The sequence below is a fragment of the Oscillatoria sp. HE19RPO genome, assembly GCF_024220515.1.
Lineage (GTDB): Bacteria > Cyanobacteriota > Cyanobacteriia > Cyanobacteriales > Laspinemataceae > Laspinema.
This window is the reverse complement of record NZ_JAMXOT010000078.1, coordinates 1-19,676: the sequence shown is the minus strand read 5'-3', so window position 1 is coordinate 19,676 and position 19,676 is coordinate 1. Positions and strand designations below refer to the sequence as shown.

Below are 19,676 nucleotides of genomic sequence, written 5' to 3'. Positions count from 1 at the left end.
GCGCAATGCTTGCGCCCTCCGGAGGGCGCAAGCATTGCGCCCCTACAATCTACACACCTTGACAGGGCTAGGGTTTTAACCCCCGCAGGGTGTTGCCACTTGGGCTATGAGGCGGGGAATTTATTCCCCGACGGGTGTGGTTTACTCAGAAGAAAATTGCTATAAATCCGAATCCCAGAACAGGAGAGGGACTTTAAATCCACGTCACGAGGAGAAATTTAGTAAACCATGATTAGTGAATTAGACCGAGTTGTTTTAACCGTAGATTTACCGGAATATGATTTAAAATCCTGCGATATGGGCACCGTTGTCTTAGTCCATCAAGAAGGTTTGGGCTATGAAGTAGAATTTATGACCATAGCCGGAGAAACCATTGCGATTGTTTCTCTCTTGAGTTCTCAAGTGCGGCGAATTGGAGACAGAGAAATTGCTCAAGCGCGGGTTCTAGCATCATCATGAATGGGGGCTTGAAAAAACTAGAAACGTGGGTTTTTCGTGGAAAACCCGCGATTCGCTCCAACTGACCAAGCTCTAGGTAAGTGCTATCTGTAGGTTGGGTGCAGAAAAGCGCGCAACCCAACAATTCACCAGAAGACTGTAGCCAACATTGAGTTATTTCATATAAATAAATTTCATCCCAGAACTTTTGGTGCAGCATATCTGGAAAATTAATACCCAATCCGGAGTTCAAAAGTCGTTTTACTCTTTAGCCCGCGCAGGCGGGCCCTTCGACGGAGATCAGGACAGGCTTTGTCCGTGTAGCCCCACCCTTTAGGGTGCGGTTTTTAACAGATATATCAATACCGGATTCCGGATAAAATAGGGATTGACTCGTTTAATTCCTAATATCATCATCAAAAATTTCATCAAAAATTTCTCGCTTGACTCGAAAATTGATTTCTGTGATTTTTTGGTACAAAACATCAAAATCAGAAATATTAATCTGACCTTCTAGGTGTAATTTACGAACCACTGCCAAAGTTCCTTTAACATTTAAACCTAATCTTTTTGCTTCCTTTCTAGCCGCAAAATCATCAAGGATTATATAATCTGCTTGCAAGTCTATTGCCAAAGAGATTGCCTCCGATTCACCTCGACCCAGCCGCTCATTTAAACGATTCGCCAAAGATAGTAATTTAATTTCTCGAACGACTAATTGCTGATTTGAAATCAGTCTGTTAATGCATCCTGATGCTTGATCCGGTTTGGCATTGATTTCTAATTGCACACTTGGGGGGATATAAAACTGATGGTCGTCATTGATGAAATTTTCTAGGAATTCTAATCTGAACAGAAAAATTAACGGAGAACAATTAAAAACAATTTTCATCAGTCTTACCAAGTTTTTTCCGCTTTAATATCTTCAGGAGTAAGATAAGAAAAATCGATACTCATCATTTCCAAAATCTTTAAAAGCATTTCCGGTTCCATCTCCATGATTTCTGCTCCTTTCTGAAGGCTAATTAATCGAGAAACTAAAGCACCAACGACAAAAACAAACTTTTCCTTTTGTTCGATACTATTAAACAGTTGCACTTCGGAAGCAATTTCTTGGAATTGGGTTGTGTTTTTCATGATTTTTCTGGATTTTATTTTGAGTGATTTTAAATCCCGATACCCATTGACAGTCTGAGCAATATCGATGCTATCGGGTCGAGAAAAAATTATGTAAACGGTTGAGGATATGAGCGAAGACCTGTTCTCCATCTATCACTTGTCCCTGTTCAATTTGAGTGGCATCAATCGCGATTTCCTGACGCAGTTCAGTCAGGTATTGCTGGCGTTGGTCCAGGAGTTCTAGGGCGGCTAAGATGACCTCATGGGCGGATTGGTAATGTCCTTGGTTGAGTTGATCCGCAATCCGTTGTTCTATTTCTGGGGTGAGTGATAGGTTCATGGCACCAGTAGGAGCGTTATAGATTACTTTGATTATAGTCGCGCAGAAACTGGGCGGCGATGAGACTTATATCATGGCTCTGCCGTCCTTGGGGGAAGACTCAATTTCTGCGCCTTCGGGCAATAATAGAAGAGATGGAGTCACAGGGAGAGTTAAGCCATGACTGGACGCTGGGTGAGTTCGCTGTTGACGGTTTCGCTGCTGTTGGGCATGGGTTCTCTGTCGCCTTGGGTGGAGGCACAGACGGTTTTGGTGCAGGCGAGAATGTCGGTAAGGGAGGTTAGGGAACTGTTACAGCAGGCAGTTCAACAGACACAACAGGGACGACCTGTGCAGGCGATTGAGACATTGGAGCGTGTTTTAGAAGCGGCTCGGCAAGGGGAAAATCGGCAGTTGGAAGCTGTAGTCCTTTTAGGGATTGGTGGAAATTATGACCAGATAGGACAAAGAAAAAAGGCTTTAGAGTCTTATGAACAAGCACTGATTATTTTTCGCCAGACCAATGCCAGATCAGAGGAAGCCATGACGCTTAATAACATTGGTGCCGTGTACGATGACTTGGGAGATCGGACTCAAGCCTTGCACTACTACAATCAGGCTTTGCAGATTCAGCGAGAGGTGGGCGAGCGCTCTGGGGAAGCCGCCACTCTCAATAACATTGGTTCAGTGTATGATGCTTTGGCCAACCGGACGGAAGCCCTAAACTACTACAATCAAGCCTTGCCGATTTTGCGAGAAGTGGACGATCTCTCAGGGGAAGCCGCCACTCTCAATAACATTGGTGGAGTGTACAATGCCTTGGGCAAGCGGACGGAAGCTTTGAACTACTTCAATCAAGCCTTGCCGATTCTGCGAGAAGTGGGTGATCGTTCAGGGGAAGCCGCGACTCTCACTAGCATTGGCTTTGTGTACAATGTTTTGGGCAAGCGGACGGAAGCCCTGAACTACTTGAATCAAGCTTTACTAATTCTGCGAGAAGTGGGCGATCGCTCTGAAGAAGCCACCACTCTCCATAACATGGGCTTGATGTACGATGCCTTGGGCAAGCGGACTCAAGCCCTGGACTACTTCAATCAAGCCTTGGCGATGAGCCGAGAAGTGGGCGATCTCTCAGGGGAAGCCAAAACTCTCAATGGCATTGGCTTGGTGTACAATGCCTTGGGCAAACGGACGGAAGCCTTGAACTACTACCATCAAGCCTTGGCGATGAGCCGAGAAGTGGGCGATCTCTCAGGGGAAGCCAAAACTCTCAATGGCATTGGCTTGGTGTACAATGCCTTGGGCAAGCGGACGGAAGCCCTGAACTACTACCATCAAGCCTTGGCGATGAGCCGAGAAGCGGGCGATCTCTCAGGAGAAGCCAGGAGTCTCAACAACATTGGTGCAGTGTACAATGACTTGGGCAAGTGGACTCAAGCCCTGAACTACTTCAATCAAGCCTTGCCAATGGGACGAGAAGTGGGCAATCTCTCAGGGGAAGCCAGGACTCTCAACAACATTGGTGCAGTGTACAATGACTTGGGCAAGCGGACGGAAGCTTTGAACTACTACCATCAAGCCTTGGGGATGACCCGAGAAGTGGGCGATCTCTCAGGGGAAGCCACCACTCTCAATAACATTGGTGGAGTGTACAATGCCTTGGGCAAGCGCACGGAAGCTTTGAACTACTACCATCAAGCCTTGGTGATGAGCCAAGAAGTGGGCGATCGCTCAGGGGAAGCCAGGACACTCAATAACATTGGCTTGGTGTACAATGCCTTGGGCAAGCGAACTCAAGCCCTGGACTACTTGAATCAAGCCTTGCCAATGAGGCGAGAAGTGGGTGATCGCCCTGGGGAAGGAAACACTCTCCATAACATTGGCTTGGTGTACCATGACTTAGGCAACCCGACTCAAGCTCTGAACTACTACAATCAGGCTTTGCCAATTCGACGAGAAGTAAAAGATCGCACTGGAGAATCAGTCACTCTTACTGGTATTGGAGTCGTCTACCGAGACACCAACCAACCCGACAAAGCCATCACCTACTGGGAAAACTCCCTCAATATCCTCCTCTCCCTTCGAGGCGAACTGCAAAAAGAATTCCGCGAAACTTTCCTCGAAACCAATCGCGGTGCAGCCGTTGCCCTCGTTGACCTGCTCATCGACCAAAACCAGCCCCAACGCGCCTTTGAATGGGCGAACCGCGTCACCACCTACGAACTGGCCGACTATAACCGTCTCATCGGTGTGAGAGTCGCCAACCCCGAAGCCCAAGCCGCCCTTGATGACTGGAACGACCAATCCCAACAACTGCAAGCCCTCCGCCAACAACTGCAAGACAACTTCAGCGCCGCCCTCGTGGACCAAATGCGCGACTTAGAAGCCCAAGTCAATCAACAAGCCGAAACCCTCGCCAATACCTACCCCGAAGTTGCCGAACTCTTTGAAATTCAACCGGAAGACCTCAGCCAACTGCAAGCCAGCCTCCCCCCGGGAACCGTTGTCTTACAACCCGTTCTCCTCACAAACATCCAAAACGTTCCCAACACCCTCGCCCTCTTCCTCCTCAGCCGCGACAGCCTCAGCGTCCAGAAAGTCCCCATCGATGCCGACCAATTCAACGATTGGGTCACAAACTATCGCCAAATGCTCCAAAGCGGCGATTCCGGCTATCGTCGGCTTTCTGCCAACCTATACAACCACCTGATCCGCCCCGTTGCCCAGGAGATTGAGGCACTCAACCCCCAACAACTCGCCATCATCGCCACCGGGTCTCTGCGCCAATTCCCCTTTGAAACCCTCCGGGACTCGGAAACCGACACATTCCTGCTGCAACAGTACCCCATCCATTACCTGACTCGTCTCTCCAGTCGTTCCCTCCTCGCCAGTCCCTCCCCCTCCCCTTCCCCAACTTTCCCCCTGTGGTCGATTCCCCTCTTCCTGGGAGTCATCGGCGTTGGCGCAACGGTCAAACACCATTGGAAACTGGGGGGAACATTGTTTACCGTCGCCCTAGTCACCGCCACCCTTTCCCCGCGCTTCTCACCGGGCTACCAAGTGCTAGGCTTTGCCAATCCCCAACCCCAAGACCCCTTCAACCTGCCGGGAACGGAAGCCGAAGTCGATGCCCTCCTCCGCCTCGCCCCGGAGAGTGAGATTTACCGCCACCAACAGGCGACGTTGGAACAGTTCAAACGTCAATCCCCCCGTCATCGCTATCTGCATCTAGCCACCCACGGCTGTTTTCAGCAATTGGGTTGTTGTTTGCAAGACAATTGTGCGGATTATCAGCCAGATATGAACGCCAACACCCTCTTATTTGCCGATGGAGAATATCCCCTAGCAGACGCGGCCTTACTGGGGTTACAGAACACAGAATTGGTGGCCTTAACCGCCTGTCAGACGGCGTTACAGACCAATATCGACGGGGATGCGATTATGGGGATGGCTTATATCTGGGAACGTGCTGGGGCCAGGGCGTTGATGGCGACCTTGTGGAATGTGGATGATGCGGCAACCGAGGCAGTGACAACCGAGTTTTATCGCCTGATGATGCAGGAGAATTTAACGAAGGTGGAGGCATTGCGTCAGGCGAAATTAAGTCAGTCTCACCGTCATCCGTTTTTCTGGTCCCCGTTGGTGTTGATTGGCGACCCCCGTTAGTCCAGACCCTGGGTCAGGACTCGGGGAATTTCTAGTAAACTAAAATTAAGCTATGCGGCATTTACATTATTTTTCACGGTTCAGGAGGTAACAAATGACAGAAATTACGACCAATGAACTGCCCCAACTTCTCCAGAATCTATTTATAGAAGTGGAACGCACTAAAACCCCCATTACGGTCATCCATGAAGGCAAACCCTTAGTGATTATCTATCCCGCTACCATCCCAGATGCCCGCCCCGCTTTTGGGGCAATGAAGGGCATCGGTGAAATTTTAGGAGATATAATTGCTCCCGAGCCTCAGCCCTGGGAGGTGTTAGAATGAAACTGCTGCTAAATACCCACATTTGGCTTGGGTATTTACTGGGAGACAACCGCTTATCAAGCCAAGTTTAAACTGCACTTGCTGCTCCTAATCCTTAACTGCATCAATATCGAAAATTTGTAAAATTTCTAAAGATGAGAAATGGAGACTCTGCCGGTTGCCAAAGTTCCAGAGGAGGAGTATCATAGAATGGATGTCAATTTTTCCTCCGGGATGATGAGCATGAATCCACTCTCTAATCTAATAGCCAATGATACCTGGGTTCCTGCCACATGGAAGGAGTACCTGAGTGCTTTGGATGACCCCGCCCATGCTAAATCCAAAGGCTATTACAGCAATGGGCGAATGAGATTAGAAATGCAACTACCCGTAGGTTTTGACCACAGCAAACATCATGGAACTATTGCCCTTGCCATTAATCTCTATGGCATTGTGAAAGGCATTCCGTTCACGATTTTAGACAATTGTTCCTTCCGTAAACCGGGATATGCCGAGTTTCAGCCGGATTTAGCTTATTACATTGGCACCAAGGCAACCGCCATCCCCAACGGCACTGACATTGTGAATCTGGAAGAGTATCCGGTGCCGGATTTGGTGGTGGAGGTGGCGAAATCATCCCTGTTGGACGATCGCACGGTTAAGCGAGTGCTGTATGAAGATGTGGGGATTGCTGAATATTGGATTGTGAACGTGGAAACCTCGGAGGTAATGGCGTATCAGATGAGCGATCGGGGGAGTCAGCGAATTGATGTTTCTGTGATGTTTCCAGGACTGGAGATAGCGACCCTAGACCAAGCGCTGCAACGGAGTCGCAACCAAGACCAGTCCCAGGTGGGTGCCTGGTTAATGGCGCAGTTTCAGTCCGTTGGAAAGGGATAATTATCAATTATCAATTATCAATTATCAATGATCAATTATCAATTATCCATTTCGATTACTCTCCGTCTCCCATTTGTCTTTCTAAAGATTGCCTCACCAACCCTAAAATGTATGGTAATTCCTCAAGAGATGCTAGAGCCAGTTCAACATCCCCATTAGCCCAGTGCCTCAAACCCGATACATCTCGGCAAATTCCCTTGGGGTCATTAATTTCCGTAAATCGCATATTTAAGTAAATCCGTAACCGCTTGGCTTGTGGGACTACATCTACGAAGTTAGACTCCAATTTATAAGCAACGTAGAGCTTCAGAAACTCCTCAGTGACGCCCGGATCAAGGGCAAGAACTTCCTTGCGAAAGGCTTTAAAAAGTTCTGCCATTTTTCCAGAACACAGGTGGGGATGATCTTGTATCGTGTAACCTGATTGCTGCGGCTTGGATTGATAACAATTAAGCACATCATCTTCCAATTGTGGAGAAATCCAAACATCCAGGGCCATTGTAGAAAGTCTCGCTGCTCGTTGGCGAATAGCATTTTCATCCCACTGTTCAACCTGTCCCAACCCTTGATTCAACTTCAGGGGACTTTCTTTAAAGCCCTTTTCCATATCACGCTTCTCAACAAAGGGTTTATCACTATATTTCGAGTTGTATGCAGTAAGCGTTAGATTTCCCAGGGTGTGCAAGTAAGTTTTTTGAATGCGTTGCCAGTCTGGACCCAGTGAGGTCTTCCATGCAGGAGCAAGATTTTCATTCTGGGGCATAATATGTTCAATTGTGTACTCATCTACTACTACTCGTTCTTTGCGATCATGATTTTCCAAGCGTCGTAGCCAGTAACTGCGATCGCGAATATTGTAAAGGTCTTTAATTTGCAGCCATTGCTTAAATTCATCATCATTAGGAAAGCGTCCATAGGACGGCAGGAGCAGAAAGCGAGCCTGAATACTTTCGAGATAATTATTTTTTTTGAGAGCCTTCGTAAAGTTAGCAAAAATTATGTTTAATGAACTGGTAGGAATCCCACAAACAGCACGGCGAAAGACATAAGATTCCACCAGTCTAACGGCTTGCACAAAATCTGTTTCAGGGAATTCACCTGAATCATAATCTTGATAAAGCTCTAATAAAAATGGGTAAGCTACATCTACCTTTAATTCTCGCAAGTCTTGAAAGGCTACTTTAAGTTTCGGGTTCTGCTCATAGCCCAAAGCCATCGCACAGTAGTACCGAGCAAAGGTATTAATATCCTTGACCAATGCCTCCACACCAGCCTGAGCAATTTGGGACAATCTTGAATAAGCTTTGAAGGATTCATACACGGCATTTTTATTAGGAATAACGCCATTTTTGACGGTCAAAAAATGGCGTATAAACTTATCGAATTCTGTTCCATAAGCCTCCTGCCCAAACTCCACTTCCATAGATCGCCAATACTGCTCATAAAGCTTGGTTTGAAGTTCGGGTTCAAGTCCCATCAGAATGTAATTCCGGATTAAGTCAGCTTTGGTTAACTCACGACCCGTGGAGTTCATGCTCTCAAAAATAAGTTGGGGATTGTCCTGTTCACGGCTCAAGGCAACATCTACAACCAGTAATTTTGCTAATCCTTTACAGACAATCGTCAGATTGTCCTGATCCTCCTTCATGAGTGACTCAAACAGTTTGAAATTTTGTGTGATCCGGATAGAACAATCTTTGGGCTGCGGGGATTGGCTGAGAATTGCAATCAGTGAGGATTTGTCAGTTTGCGAGAGAATTAGCTTATAGTATTTTTCTCCATCTTCTTCTGGATTAAGCAAATAATAGTTTCGCAATTTGCGCGGGGAAAATCCTTCCACGGGCTCAAAGTCCCCAAGAGCATTAGCCAAGGCTGCAATGAGTAATGTTACTGTAGTGAGGCGTTGCTGTCCGTCAATAACTAGGAGTGGAGACTGACTGGAGACTTGATAAAGTCCTTTTTCAATATAGACAATAGAACCCAAAAAGTGAGAAGTGATTTCATCTGTTGAGCCAGTAAGCAGGATGTCATCCCACAACTCCCGACATTCTTTTTCTGTCCATGAGTAGGTACGTTGATAAATTGGGATAACGAACTGTGGGGACTTCTTAATCAAGGCGAGTAGCTTAGTTTCAGAGGCTTTCATTTGAGTACAGGTAGATTGACTGGACTTGAGAAAAACTAGGGGATTATAAATATTCAATAAAAAACTTGATTTGATATCGTACCATAAAATATCTGTCGGGGCTCAACAACCGCATTTCTTAATTAAATTTTAATATTTGATGCAGAAATGCTTCCATAAACCGGGCTTATGGGTAGGGGGCAGATGCTTTTTATTTAGCCGATCGCCTCCGACTAATCTTGATTGCCATTCTGGACTCCTAGAAACCGGGTTTCTTGACTCAATCTTATTGTTGAGCCAAACGTTATAGCAGAAACCCGGTTTCTCACCCCCGGAAACCATTCAGAAACCGGGTTTCTTTCTTAAATTGTGGGTAACAAAACCCTGCCTAAGTTCGCTCAAATTGGCTCTGCTGCTGCTGGGCTTCCTCCAGATGCTTTTGAGTGGTGGCTGCTTGTTCTGGGAAGGTGTCGGGGGTATAGACTTGCAGGGCGGATTCGTAATAGGAAATGGCTTGTTTGATGTTTTGGGTTTTTGTTCCTTTTACTCGATCACAGTAGGCCCGTCCTAGGTTTTGGTTGATATGCGCCCATCTTTGTGGATAAGCCTCGCGAGTCTGCACAGTTAAGGCGTTTTGGTAACAGGAAATAGCCTGCTCGATGTTGTCTGACTTTTCCCCTTGCACTCGCTTATAATAGGCTTCTCCGAGGTTGCTTTGGGTGGTGGCCCAATCCATAGGAAAGGTTTCCCGGGTGCGGATTTGGAGGGCGTTTTGGTAACAGGATATGGCCTGTTCGATATTCTCGCCTAGGTCTCCTTGGGGGCGATCGCGATAGGTGTTGCCGAGATTGTTGTGAGTCATGGCCCAATGTTGGGGGAAGTCTTCGAGGATATACACTTCCAAGGCGGCGATATAACAACCGATCGCCGCTTCTACATTTCGAGCGTGGTTGCCTTGGACGCGGATATTATAGCTATTGCCGAGGTTATTGTGAGTCATCGCCCAATCCAGGGGATAGTCTTCTTGGGTATAAACTTGTAAGGCGGCTTTGTAACAGGCGATCGCCGCTTCAAGATTCTCAGATTTGTCTCCTTGGATGCGCTCTTGGTAGGCACTTCCCAGATTATTTTGGGTGGCGGCCCATTCTTCGGGAAAGGTTGCCTGGGTATAGACGGATAAGACACACTCATAGCAGGCCATCGCGATTTCGATATTGTGCGATCGCGTTCCTAATGGGAATTGATAGAAGGCGATCGCCAAATTGTGGAGCATCAGCGCAATTGATTCATTTCTCTCAGGATAATTCGGATCAATTGTTGACGGAAACCAATCTTTGATAACCACTGTCAACATGAGGTCAAATTTATCCTGATATTGCACCAAAACCGCCTCAATCGCTTGCGGATTATCAGGATTTTCTAGTTGGGCTTTAAATAGCGCCATTAAAACCTCGATATACTCATCATACTCCTCTTGAGGACTACGAGATCCGCCTGCATTCGCCACAGCGCGCTCATCCGGACGGGGGATTAAGCCTCCCAACTTTTGTACTAGACTGAGCAAAAAATTAGCCCGGTCCTCTTCCCCAGCTTGTTGGAACTGTTCCGCCAGGATTTGGCACAGTTTGAAGAACTCCTGATCAATGAGTTCCCGATGTCGATTGATGATTTCATCGGCTTGGGTTCGAGGGTTGACCAGCAATTGTTGAATTAAGGTGAGATAGTCTGGGATTCCTGGTTGATTCATGGGATAAGAGATAGAGAGGATGATTTCAATTGTAACGGATTCCAATTCAGAAACCGGGGTTGTAGGTTAAATTGTCGTTTCCAACTTAAACGCCATGCGATCGCCTTTTCCATCGGCTAGAGTCGGTAGCGCATCATATAGCAGTTCCCATAGTTATGAGGTACGTTTTTGGAGTGCGGTAAGCGAAGCTATGCCGAAGGCTTTGCATCTTGCTCGCTATTAAAGAAAGCGAGCAAGATGCTCGCACTCCTTTGTCTGTACCGCATAATTCCACCGAACCGCTATAGTTGCTCCTATCCTCAATGTTTTATGGCAAGCTCCTGTTGATGCAACTTAGGAGAAATCTCTGGCATAAATATTGTCTGAGCTAAGGAACTCGCGATATAATGCCCTAGTTTTACAGGGACAGCATTGCCAATCTGTCGCATGGCTTCTGTCCATGAACCCACAATTTTATAGTCATCGGGAAAGGTTTGGATTCGTTTAGCTTCAAAGGTTGTGTAGTACCGAATTTGACCATCTTCATACCGAATCATATTTTCTCCTCCAGGAACACCATGATCTCCTGCTTTCAATGTCTTAGAAGGCATATCAATATAACTCCCCGTGTGTCCCGGGTATGCCTTTGCACCTGTTCTGAGAATATGCTCACTATGAAAGCTCCCTTGCGGATCCGGTTTTGGGAGTTCTCCAATTTCATCTCTAACGGTTTTCCAGGGCTTTAACGGGGGAGGGAATAAAGTAGGTTGTTGGATGAGTTGCTCAACCCGTTGCTGGGTTCTTTTATCCAAATTTTCAAGTCCTGAAGCCTTGATTCCATGTCGTCCCCAATAATCACCACTGATGAATTGTGACCAGAGTAGTGCATCCAGAGAGTGGGTTTCTTGAGGAAAGCTCCAGTTAATGTTTAAATCCTCTCTGATGCCGACAATAAAAACCCGTTCACGGCGTTGGGGAATGCCGTAATTTGCTGCATCCACCAAGCGAAAATTTACCTGATATTTTACGGCATCATATTGGCCTGATGTCTGGATGTTTTCAAGCCGGATGAGATGTTCTTGCCAATCTTCTGAATGTTTTATGTCAATGTCAGGATAGGTTAATCTTAAAAGAATATATTCAAAGTAACGCCTAAATGATTTTCGCAAGAGACCTTTGACATTTTCAAAGATAAAAAACTTGGGTTTAGAAATACTGATTGCTTTGCACACATAAGGAAACATATCTCGTTCATCTATATTTCCTCGGTGCTTTCCTCCCATTGAAAAGGGTTGACAGGGTGGTCCACCTGCAACCATATCAACGTTATCGAACTGGTCAAACTGGAATGAACGAATATCGGTATGATAAACCAGATTTTCGCTATAGTTATAGGTCAGAGTTTGGCAGGCATTTTTATTCCATTCAATCAAGGCATTGTGTTGAATTCCCGAGAGTTCTATTCCTTTAGCTAGACCCCCTGCACCGGCAAATAATTCTAAGCAAGAAATTTTAGGGTTGTTCTTCATCATCTAAATTATTTAAAAAGTTTTCAATACTTTGAAAAAGGTCTTCCTGGTTTGCAGGTATTCCCTGGCATTTTTCTGCCCAAGCACGTCCCGGATGGCAAACATCCCAATCTGATTTTGCTTGTTGGTATCGACCCTTGCCCGGATCATGATTACCAAATCCGTCAATTAAAGTGTTCCAAATGGGTTGATATTTTCGGATGAGGGCCGCTTCAACCGTTCCAATCAAATCACTTTCTCTCCCTTCGAGAATCATAAACCGGCAGAAAAAATCCGATATTTCCAACCCCTCTGCAATATTGATGCTGTGGCTATGTTCATAGATACGATTATACAACTCGTAACTCTTAGCATTTTTCGAGGATAACTGCCTAGCTTGTCGCCAACCTTTAGGAACTGCTTTACCAATATAAATTGGCATAGCAAATGCAGTTCTATTAACTCTATGAAATTTTGAGTAAATTCCAGATTGAGCAATACAGTATAGAGCATAAACGCCTGTCCCAGAAAAGCGTTTTGGAATAGGAATCGAATGTACAGGAGTTCCATTAAAAAAGCGAATCGTATCTTTTATGATGGCGTCAAAGTCGGACGAAACATAGATATGTTGTGAACGATCAAAAATATTCATACCTGCTCGGTCTTAAACCAATAACCATCAGCATAATAACATCAGATGTGATGATTGCTTCATAATTGCTGCATAATCGGAAGGTGGTTTTCAGCACTAATCTGCCCCAATTATGGTTGATCTTCCTGAACCAGCATTTCTACATAATCATCCATTCCTGCTTCTGCCAGAGTGCGGTCTTCTGCCGCAAACTCAGTTGCTAGAGCAGCAAGTTGTGTGGCGTTGAGGTTGACCCGATCGCGTTGATCTCGAAATTTGAGGAAGGCTATAAAATCAGCAACGGCACGAAGTTGCTCGTCACTCAGGCGATCCAGGTCTTGCTTAATGGTTTCCCTTGTGATTGTCATCAGATTAAGGTCAAAAGTTTACAAACGATTGCTTAATTATATAGCGGTTCGCGGACTATTGGGGTCCCGATATCTCTAGGAGTGCGGTAAGCGAAGCTATGCCGTAGGCTTTGCATCTTGCTCGCTTTATAATAAGATAGCGAGCAAGATGCTCGCACTCCCAAGACTTACGCATATTTGGAGGATAGATCCTAAATGTAGAGGCGATTCGCGAATCGCCTCTACATTTATGGGTTTCCCTCCCTCAATCCGTAAGTCCTGATAATAACATCAAATGGGATGATTGCTTAATATATTTAGAGGAAAGGAGTGCGAGCATCTTGCTCGCTTTATAATAGACCTCGTGCAAAAAAAGGATTGATCCCCCCAACCCCCCTTAAGAAGGGGGGCTTTAAAGAATTTTGCAAGAGGTCTAATAAGATAGCGAGCAAGATGCTCGCACTCCTTCCCCGATGCCTTAAAATGACATCATCGGCGCGAGTGCCTCGGTAATCTTTCCGGTGACCAATTCATTGCCACTTGGACTGAGATGAATGTGGTCCCGATATAAACTGGCGGGTTCTTCTACGGCATTAAAAGGGTCTAAAAAATCTAGGTAGGTGATTTGATGCTGTTGGGTGAATTCTTGCAGGCGTTGACGAGCTTTGATTTCATAGTCTCTCGGTCCCGGTTCTCCGAGTTCGCGCAATAAGGGGGTGATTGCTAATAGAAATTGTCCTTGGGTTTCGGTGACGATTTGCTGGATTTGATGAATTGCTGCTAAGTTAAACCCCACCCGATCGCCTTGTTCCTCGGGTAACTTAGGCACTGTTGGCGCGGGTAACAGGTATCGACTCACTACCTCTACCAGTGCCAAGGGGGGTTTTTTGTCGGGATAGTTGCGATCGCGTCCCACTTGTATAGAACTCGGTTGGGTCCCAAACAAATCATCGGTATTGATTAGCAACACCACTGCTTTTGCACCAAAGGTCCCAAATTTCTCCAGATAGGCGCGTTCATTGCGGGGTCCCCAGGAGTTTGCGGAGGCGTTGAGCACTTCGATTTGAGGGGAATTTCCCGGGAGGCGTTTCGGGAGTTGTTGCTGCATGAAGGCGGAGATGGTTTGCGCCTGATCTGTCCACCATCCGCCATTGGCAACGGAGTCTCCCAGCAACAAGACTCGCGGGGTGTCTGATGTTGGGGTGACGGCAGCACTCCGCATGGAATATTGGTTAATCTCGAAGCGATTGCCAAAGCGGCGCAGTTTCTGATTCGGTGCTAACAGATACCCGATTTTCTCGTCGGGGATGTACAGGGGAGGGTTGCCAAACCCAAAGAGCAGTCTGAGTGCCACTTCTACGGCGATGAACAGTCCCAGAATTATTGCGATCGCAATCCCTATCATTTTCACTGGTCTAACCCCCACCTCAATCCTCAGCGTTTTTATCCCATCACCCTATAATAAAATCGGGATTTAGGACTTAATATGATTATAAGAATCAATCTGTAATTCTGTGCTAATGAACTTTCCTCGCATCCATCCTGACACGATTGAACAAGTCAAGCAACGTGCTGATATCGTAGATATCGTCTCTGAGCGCGTTGTACTCAAAAAAACGGGTAAAGATTTGATGGGATTGTGTCCCTTTCATGATGAAGGGTCGCCGAGTTTTAGCGTGGTCCCCAGTAAGCAGATGTATTACTGTTTTGGATGTCAGGCGGGGGGAAATGCGATTAAGTTTTTGATGGAAATCGGCAAACAGTCGTTTTCTGAGGTGGTGTTGGATCTGGCGCGACGGTATCAAGTTCCCGTGCATACGATTGAACCGGAACAGCGGGAAGAGTTACAGCGACAGCTTTCTCGGCGAGAAGAACTCTATGAAATTATGGCGATCGCTGTGCGGTTTTATGAGCACGCTTTACATCAACCCCAAGGCAGTGATGCGCTGAATTATCTGAAAGTTGACCGGCAATTGAGTCTGGAAACAGTTCAACAGTTTCAATTGGGTTATGCACCAGCAGGATGGGAAAGTCTTTACAGTTATTTGGTGGAAGAAAAAAGGTTTTCGGTGCAGTTGGTGGAAGAGGCGGGATTAATTAAGGCGCGGAATACTGGGGGAGGGTATTACGATCGCTTTCGCGATCGCCTGATGATTCCGATTCATGATTCCCAGGGACGTGCCATTGCTTTTGGCGGGAGAACCCTCAGCGATGAACAACCGAAATATCTCAATTCTCCAGAAACGCCGTTATTTGATAAAGGGAAAACTCTGTATGCTTTGGATAAGGCGAAATCAGCTATTTCCAAGGCAGATAAAGCAGTGGTGGTGGAGGGATATTTTGATGCGATCGCCCTTCATGCGGCAGGAATTTCTAATGTCGTTGCCTCTCTGGGGACAGCATTGAGTTTGGATGCGGTTAAGCAATTATTGCGTTATACCGACTCTAAACAAGTGATTCTGAATTTTGATGCAGATGCGGCAGGGACGACGGCAGCGGAACGGGCGATCGGAGAAATTGCCGAATTAGCTTATAAGGGACAAGTCCAACTGAGAATTATCAATATTCCCGATGGCAAAGATGCGGATGATTTTCTCAAATCTACCGGCAGTCCCGAACCCTATCGGCAACTGATGGATAATGCGCCGTTATGGTTAGATTGGCAGATGCAGCAATTGTTACAGGGAAATGATTTAAAACAATCCGATGCCTATCAACGGATTGCCAAGCAAATGGTGAATTTACTGACTAAAATTCAGAATACCGATACTCGGATGTATTATGTGAATCGCTGTGCAGAAATTCTCAGTCAGGGGAATGGAACTTTAGTGTCTTTGCGGGCGCAAGATTTAATTAAACAACTCAATCGAATCCGGCGCAAAGAGAGTAAGAGTGAGCAGGAAAAGCAACAGGATCTGGTTCCGGTTTCTGCCGATCGCGGGTTGTTACAAAATGCCGAAGCGGTGTTATTGCGGCTGTATTTGCATTGTCCGGAACATCGCGGGGCGATCGCCCAGGAGTTAGAGGAGCGAGATTTAGATTTTAGTCTCTCCCACCATCGGTTTTTGTGGCAGCAAATTATCCAGGTGGAATATCACGCTCCAAACGGGGATTTATTGTCTCAAGTGCAAGAGCGATTTTTACAGAACAATCGGGATTTAAAACCTGTTTCTGAGTTGTTTCATTTAGATGAAAAGTCTCAGCGAGATTTATTTAATCCGCCGCTGATGATTCAAGGGGCGATCGCTTGTATTGAACGAGTGCTTTGTGATAAGCGCTGCCGTCAAGCGTTACAACTTTGGAAGGAAACCGATTTGACGAAAGAACCAGACCGTGCGCGGTACTATCAAGAACAAATTTCTGAAGAAAAAAAGCGAATTGAAGAACTGGATAAGCATCGGCAAGTGAGTTTAATTGATTGGCTGCAAATGTATTGAAAATTTGGGTAGGTTTTAAAATTTGGGTAATACAGAAATTATGCAGTGTTTAACATGAATCTCAAAATGTAGAGGCGATTCGCGAATCGCCTCTACATTTAGGGTGGATTTTCAAAATTGGCGTAAGTCCTATAATAGTATAAAAAATATAAGCACAAAACGGATCGAACCGGGAGGCGGATTCCCTGGTTTCCCCCTCCCCTGTTTATCCCCCTGCCACCGGACCCAATTTCCCCTAAAATAGGAAATATTTCACCGAACCGGAGGTAACATTAGTGGCAACCACAGCAGCAAATGAGACGGCACAACCCTTGTCCCGAACTCCCCTTTATGACGAGGCGATCGCCCTGAATGCTAGGATGACTGCCTTCTCGGGATGGGAAATGCCGGTGCAGTTTTCGGGAATTAACCCGGAACATCAAGCAGTCCGAACCGCTGTAGGAATGTTTGATATCTCCCACATGGGGATGTTTTCTCTCTCCGGTAAAGATTTGCTGACGCAAATGCAAGGATTAGTACCCTCAGATTTGTCTCGGTTACAACCCGGTGAGGGTCAGTACACGGTTCTCCTGAATGCCCAAGGTGGCATCTTGGATGATATTATTTTTTATGATCAAGGACAGGATGAAGCGGGAAGGCATTTTGCTCAGGTGATTGTGAATGCTGCCACTTGTGCAGAAGATAAAGCTTGGTTGTTGGCACAATTGGCAGGGTCCGATGTGGAATTCCAGGATTTATCCAAACAAAAGGTATTACTAGCGGTTCAAGGTCCTGAAGCGGTGCAGAAACTGCAACAGTTTGTAGAGGTGGATTTGTCTTCGGTGAAACCCTTTGGACATTTACAAGGGTCGGTTTGTGGGGGAAATGGATTTTTGGCCCGCACGGGATACACTGGGGAAGATGGGTACGAAGTGATGGTGAATCCAGAAACTGGAATAACCCTGTGGCGATCGCTCTTAAATGCCGGGGTAACTCCTTGTGGTTTGGGTTGTCGGGATACCCTTCGTCTGGAAGCAGCAATGGCGCTTTATGGTCAAGATATCGACGAAAGCACAACCCCGTTAGAAGCAGGTTTGGGTTGGTTGGTTCATCTGGATAGTAAAGGGGAATTTATCGGCAGGGAAGTGTTAGCAAAACAGAAAGAAACGGGGGTAAAACGGCGCTTGGTGGGAATCGAAATGCAGGGTCGTTATATTGCTCGTCATGGGTATCCGGTGATAGCTGAAGGTAAATCGGTGGGAGAGATTACCAGTGGCAGTTGGTCTCCTACTTTGGAAAAGGCGATCGCCCTAGCTTATTTACCCCTAGAACTGAGTAAACCCGGTCAATCTATTGCCGTAGAAATTCGGGGTAAAACCTACCCCGGGACTGTAGTGAAAAAGCCCTTTTATAGGTCTGCTAAAAAACCTCAAAAGTCTTAATTAACCGAACTTGTTTTATCCCGCCCATGAGAGGTTTTGCTTTTAAAAGCGGGCCCTTGAATGGGTCGTCTTTTATTATCCTAACAACCTATCCATCAGGAATTATGTCCGGTAAAATCTTGACACCCTCCCCCCGAAAAATCCTAGTTGATACAGACCCCGGTGGAGATGATACGTTTGCATTACTGTGGTTGCAAAGTTTGGTAAAACAAGGGTTTGCTGAATGGGTGGGAGTGACGACTGTGGCGGGAAATGTTTCCGCTGAATTGACCTTTGCTAGTGCTTGTAAAATCTTAGCATTAGGTGGGTTTGAATTGGTGAAAATTGGCCGGAGTGTGGTCTGGGAGGGGGGAACAATTGGGGATGCTGCTGAAGTACATGGGATGGATGGTATGGGCAATTTATCTCATGTATTGCCGGATTCTCCTCGGCAATTTGCAGCAGCATCTTATGCGGATGAAATGATAATTGACACTTTGGAATCGGCACCGGGTGAGGTGACGGTGATTGGGTTGGGACCGCTAACCAATTTGGCGGCAGCGGAACAGAAACGACCGGGGATTTTGCGGTTGGCGAAGGAATTGGTGTTAATGGCGGGTGCGTTTGAGGTGCCGGGAAATGTGACTTCAATAGCGGAGTTTAATGTGGCGTTTAATCCCGAGGCAGCAGCAGCGGTTTTGGAGAGTCGGGAGGATATAGTAATTTTGCCGTTGGATGTGACGCGGAAGCTGATTTTAACGGTGGAGATGACGAAGGCGATCGGCCAGGAATATCCTAACCTTGAACTGGCCCAGTTTATTCATAAATTGGCGCAATTTATGAGCGAGTCTTGTTTGTGGCATCGAGAAACGGGTGGAATCAATGGATTTTTAGTTCATGATGCGGTCACTATTGCTTATTTATTTTATCCCGAAACTTTGTTATTTCGGCGGGGATGGGTGAGGGTAGAAACTGCTGGAAATTATACCCAAGGTCAAACAATTTTAGACCGTCGTCACGGGACTAAATCATTTACGAATGCTTTTGTGGCGGTGGAGGTTGAGGCGATGAATTTGTTAGGAATTTTAATAGATGATTTAAAAAGACTCTGTTCCCAGAGGGTGAGAGAAGAGGTTAAGGTTTAATACTCAATTCGGTTGTAAAAAGTCAGTTCTCTCTATTAGCCCGCGCAGGCGGGCTTTGTCCGTATAGCCCCACCCTTTAGGGTGCGGGTTTTTATTTTTTGGGGATTAAAGTTATCTTATGGACTGGCGCTTCTCGAAGCGCGGCTACATGAGTTTTTTTGGGGATTCAATTCATCTTTGGACTGGCGCTTCTCGAAGCGCGGCTACATGAGTTTTTTTGGGGATTAAAGTTATCTTATGGACTGGCGCTTCTCGAAGCGCGGCTACATGAGTTTTTTTGGGGATTCAATTCATCTTTGGACTGGCGCTTCTCGAAGCGCGGCTACATGAGATTTTTGGGGATTCAATTCATCTTTGGACTGGCGCTTCTCGAAGCGCGGCTACATGAGTTTTTTGGGGATTAAAGTTAGGATTTGGACTGGCGCTTCTCGAAGCGCGGCTACATGAGTTTTTTGGGGATTAAAGTTAGGATTTGGACTGGCGCTTCTCGAAGCGCGGCTACATGAGTTTTTTGGGGATTAAAGTTATCTTTGGACTGGCGCTTCTCGAAGCGCGGCTACATGAGTTTTTTGGGGATTAAAGTTATCTTTGGACTGGCGCTTCTCGAAGCG

General features: G+C 46.3%; 17 protein-coding genes. 8 read left to right on the top strand and 9 right to left on the bottom strand.

Annotation, left to right across the window (positions count from 1 at the left end; genetic code table 11):
• The first annotated feature begins 228 nt into the window (after nucleotides 1-228).
• Nucleotides 229-459 carry a DUF4926 domain-containing protein gene (locus NG833_RS08175; protein ID WP_254564801.1) on the top strand — a complete coding sequence of 77 codons (231 nt, stop codon included), beginning with the start codon at nucleotides 229-231 and terminating at the stop codon, nucleotides 457-459.
• Nucleotides 460-835: 376 nt separating this feature from the next.
• On the opposite strand, the gene NG833_RS08170 is transcribed toward NG833_RS08175, so the two are convergent.
• The 3 genes from NG833_RS08170 to NG833_RS08160 form a co-directional block, all read right to left on the bottom strand.
• Entirely contained in the window at nucleotides 836-1,330 is a 495-nt protein-coding gene (locus NG833_RS08170; RefSeq protein WP_254564800.1) for a DUF3368 domain-containing protein, read from the bottom strand.
• A gap of 5 nt (nucleotides 1,331-1,335) precedes the next feature.
• Nucleotides 1,336-1,575, bottom strand: coding sequence for a hypothetical protein (locus tag NG833_RS08165; RefSeq protein WP_254564799.1), 240 nt, complete (start codon nucleotides 1,573-1,575; stop codon nucleotides 1,336-1,338).
• A gap of 70 nt (nucleotides 1,576-1,645) precedes the next feature.
• Nucleotides 1,646-1,897 carry a type II toxin-antitoxin system ParD family antitoxin gene (locus NG833_RS08160; RefSeq protein ID WP_254564798.1) on the bottom strand — a complete coding sequence of 84 codons (252 nt, stop codon included), beginning with the start codon at nucleotides 1,895-1,897 and terminating at the stop codon, nucleotides 1,646-1,648.
• Between the two features lie 159 nt (nucleotides 1,898-2,056).
• Between NG833_RS08160 and NG833_RS08155 the strand changes: the two genes are divergently transcribed.
• The 3 genes from NG833_RS08155 (at nucleotide 2,057) to NG833_RS08145 (ending at nucleotide 6,746) form a co-directional block, all read left to right on the top strand.
• Nucleotides 2,057-5,542 carry a tetratricopeptide repeat protein gene (locus NG833_RS08155; protein WP_254564797.1) on the top strand — a complete coding sequence of 1,162 codons (3,486 nt, stop codon included), beginning with the start codon at nucleotides 2,057-2,059 and terminating at the stop codon, nucleotides 5,540-5,542.
• A gap of 94 nt (nucleotides 5,543-5,636) precedes the next feature.
• A complete protein-coding gene (locus NG833_RS08150; RefSeq protein WP_254564796.1) occupies nucleotides 5,637-5,867 on the top strand; it encodes a type II toxin-antitoxin system Phd/YefM family antitoxin in 231 nt (76 codons plus the stop codon).
• A 222-nt stretch (nucleotides 5,868-6,089) separates the two neighbouring features.
• Nucleotides 6,090-6,746: a Uma2 family endonuclease gene (locus NG833_RS08145; protein ID WP_254564802.1), complete on the top strand. Its 657-nt coding sequence runs from the start codon at nucleotides 6,090-6,092 to the stop codon at nucleotides 6,744-6,746.
• A 55-nt stretch (nucleotides 6,747-6,801) separates the two neighbouring features.
• Here the strand turns inward: NG833_RS08145 and NG833_RS08140 are convergent, their stop codons facing one another.
• The 6 genes from NG833_RS08140 to NG833_RS08115 all read right to left on the bottom strand — a co-directional run bounded on the left by NG833_RS08140 (nucleotide 6,802) and on the right by NG833_RS08115 (nucleotide 14,494).
• Nucleotides 6,802-8,892 carry a DUF262 domain-containing protein gene (locus NG833_RS08140; RefSeq protein WP_254564795.1) on the bottom strand — a complete coding sequence of 697 codons (2,091 nt, stop codon included), beginning with the start codon at nucleotides 8,890-8,892 and terminating at the stop codon, nucleotides 6,802-6,804.
• Between the two features lie 367 nt (nucleotides 8,893-9,259).
• Complete coding sequence (locus NG833_RS08135; protein ID WP_254564794.1) at nucleotides 9,260-10,618, bottom strand: tetratricopeptide repeat protein; 1,359 nt, start codon at nucleotides 10,616-10,618, stop codon at nucleotides 9,260-9,262.
• Nucleotides 10,619-10,917: 299 nt separating this feature from the next.
• Nucleotides 10,918-12,129, bottom strand: a complete 1,212-nt coding sequence (locus NG833_RS08130; protein ID WP_254564793.1) for a DNA cytosine methyltransferase — start codon at nucleotides 12,127-12,129, stop codon at nucleotides 10,918-10,920.
• A complete protein-coding gene (locus tag NG833_RS08125; RefSeq protein ID WP_254564792.1) occupies nucleotides 12,110-12,757 on the bottom strand; it encodes an Eco29kI family restriction endonuclease in 648 nt (215 codons plus the stop codon). Before NG833_RS08125 ends, NG833_RS08130 begins: the two co-directional genes overlap by 20 nt.
• A gap of 110 nt (nucleotides 12,758-12,867) precedes the next feature.
• The gene (locus NG833_RS08120; protein ID WP_254564791.1) at nucleotides 12,868-13,104 is read right to left on the bottom strand and encodes a hypothetical protein; all 237 of its coding nucleotides are present in this window, start codon (nucleotides 13,102-13,104) and stop codon (nucleotides 12,868-12,870) included.
• A 457-nt stretch (nucleotides 13,105-13,561) separates the two neighbouring features.
• Nucleotides 13,562-14,494 (bottom strand): SGNH/GDSL hydrolase family protein, encoded by a 933-nt coding sequence (locus tag NG833_RS08115; RefSeq protein WP_254564790.1) that lies wholly within the window; start codon nucleotides 14,492-14,494, stop codon nucleotides 13,562-13,564.
• 109 nt (nucleotides 14,495-14,603) lie between these two features.
• Here NG833_RS08115 and dnaG point away from each other — a divergent pair, with 109 nt between their 5' ends.
• The 4 genes from dnaG to NG833_RS08095 all read left to right on the top strand — a co-directional run bounded on the left by dnaG (nucleotide 14,604) and on the right by NG833_RS08095 (nucleotide 19,469).
• Nucleotides 14,604-16,520, top strand: a complete 1,917-nt coding sequence (gene dnaG / locus NG833_RS08110; RefSeq protein WP_254564789.1) for a DNA primase — start codon at nucleotides 14,604-14,606, stop codon at nucleotides 16,518-16,520.
• Between the two features lie 275 nt (nucleotides 16,521-16,795).
• Entirely contained in the window at nucleotides 16,796-17,941 is a 1,146-nt protein-coding gene (gcvT, locus tag NG833_RS08105) for a glycine cleavage system aminomethyltransferase GcvT (RefSeq protein ID WP_254564788.1), read from the top strand.
• A 104-nt stretch (nucleotides 17,942-18,045) separates the two neighbouring features.
• Nucleotides 18,046-19,065, top strand: coding sequence for a nucleoside hydrolase (locus tag NG833_RS08100; RefSeq protein ID WP_254564787.1), 1,020 nt, complete (start codon nucleotides 18,046-18,048; stop codon nucleotides 19,063-19,065).
• A gap of 158 nt (nucleotides 19,066-19,223) precedes the next feature.
• Nucleotides 19,224-19,469, top strand: a complete 246-nt coding sequence (locus NG833_RS08095; protein WP_254564786.1) for a hypothetical protein — start codon at nucleotides 19,224-19,226, stop codon at nucleotides 19,467-19,469.
• Nucleotides 19,470-19,676: the final 207 nt, after the last annotated feature.

Coding starts and splice junctions, on each gene's coding strand:
- NG833_RS08155 (WP_254564797.1), top strand. CDS start 2,057: ATGACTGGACGCTGGGTGAGTTCGCTGTTGACGGTTTCGCTGCTGTTG.
- NG833_RS08140 (WP_254564795.1), bottom strand. CDS start 8,892: ATGAAAGCCTCTGAAACTAAGCTACTCGCCTTGATTAAGAAGTCCCCA.
- NG833_RS08145 (WP_254564802.1), top strand. CDS start 6,090: ATGAATCCACTCTCTAATCTAATAGCCAATGATACCTGGGTTCCTGCC.
- NG833_RS08130 (WP_254564793.1), bottom strand. CDS start 12,129: ATGATGAAGAACAACCCTAAAATTTCTTGCTTAGAATTATTTGCCGGT.
- NG833_RS08120 (WP_254564791.1), bottom strand. CDS start 13,104: ATGACAATCACAAGGGAAACCATTAAGCAAGACCTGGATCGCCTGAGT.
- dnaG (WP_254564789.1), top strand. CDS start 14,604: ATGAACTTTCCTCGCATCCATCCTGACACGATTGAACAAGTCAAGCAA.
- NG833_RS08170 (WP_254564800.1), bottom strand. CDS start 1,330: ATGAAAATTGTTTTTAATTGTTCTCCGTTAATTTTTCTGTTCAGATTA.
- NG833_RS08160 (WP_254564798.1), bottom strand. CDS start 1,897: ATGAACCTATCACTCACCCCAGAAATAGAACAACGGATTGCGGATCAA.
- NG833_RS08100 (WP_254564787.1), top strand. CDS start 18,046: ATGTCCGGTAAAATCTTGACACCCTCCCCCCGAAAAATCCTAGTTGAT.
- NG833_RS08125 (WP_254564792.1), bottom strand. CDS start 12,757: ATGAATATTTTTGATCGTTCACAACATATCTATGTTTCGTCCGACTTT.
- NG833_RS08150 (WP_254564796.1), top strand. CDS start 5,637: ATGACAGAAATTACGACCAATGAACTGCCCCAACTTCTCCAGAATCTA.
- NG833_RS08165 (WP_254564799.1), bottom strand. CDS start 1,575: ATGAAAAACACAACCCAATTCCAAGAAATTGCTTCCGAAGTGCAACTG.
- NG833_RS08175 (WP_254564801.1), top strand. CDS start 229: ATGATTAGTGAATTAGACCGAGTTGTTTTAACCGTAGATTTACCGGAA.
- NG833_RS08135 (WP_254564794.1), bottom strand. CDS start 10,618: ATGAATCAACCAGGAATCCCAGACTATCTCACCTTAATTCAACAATTG.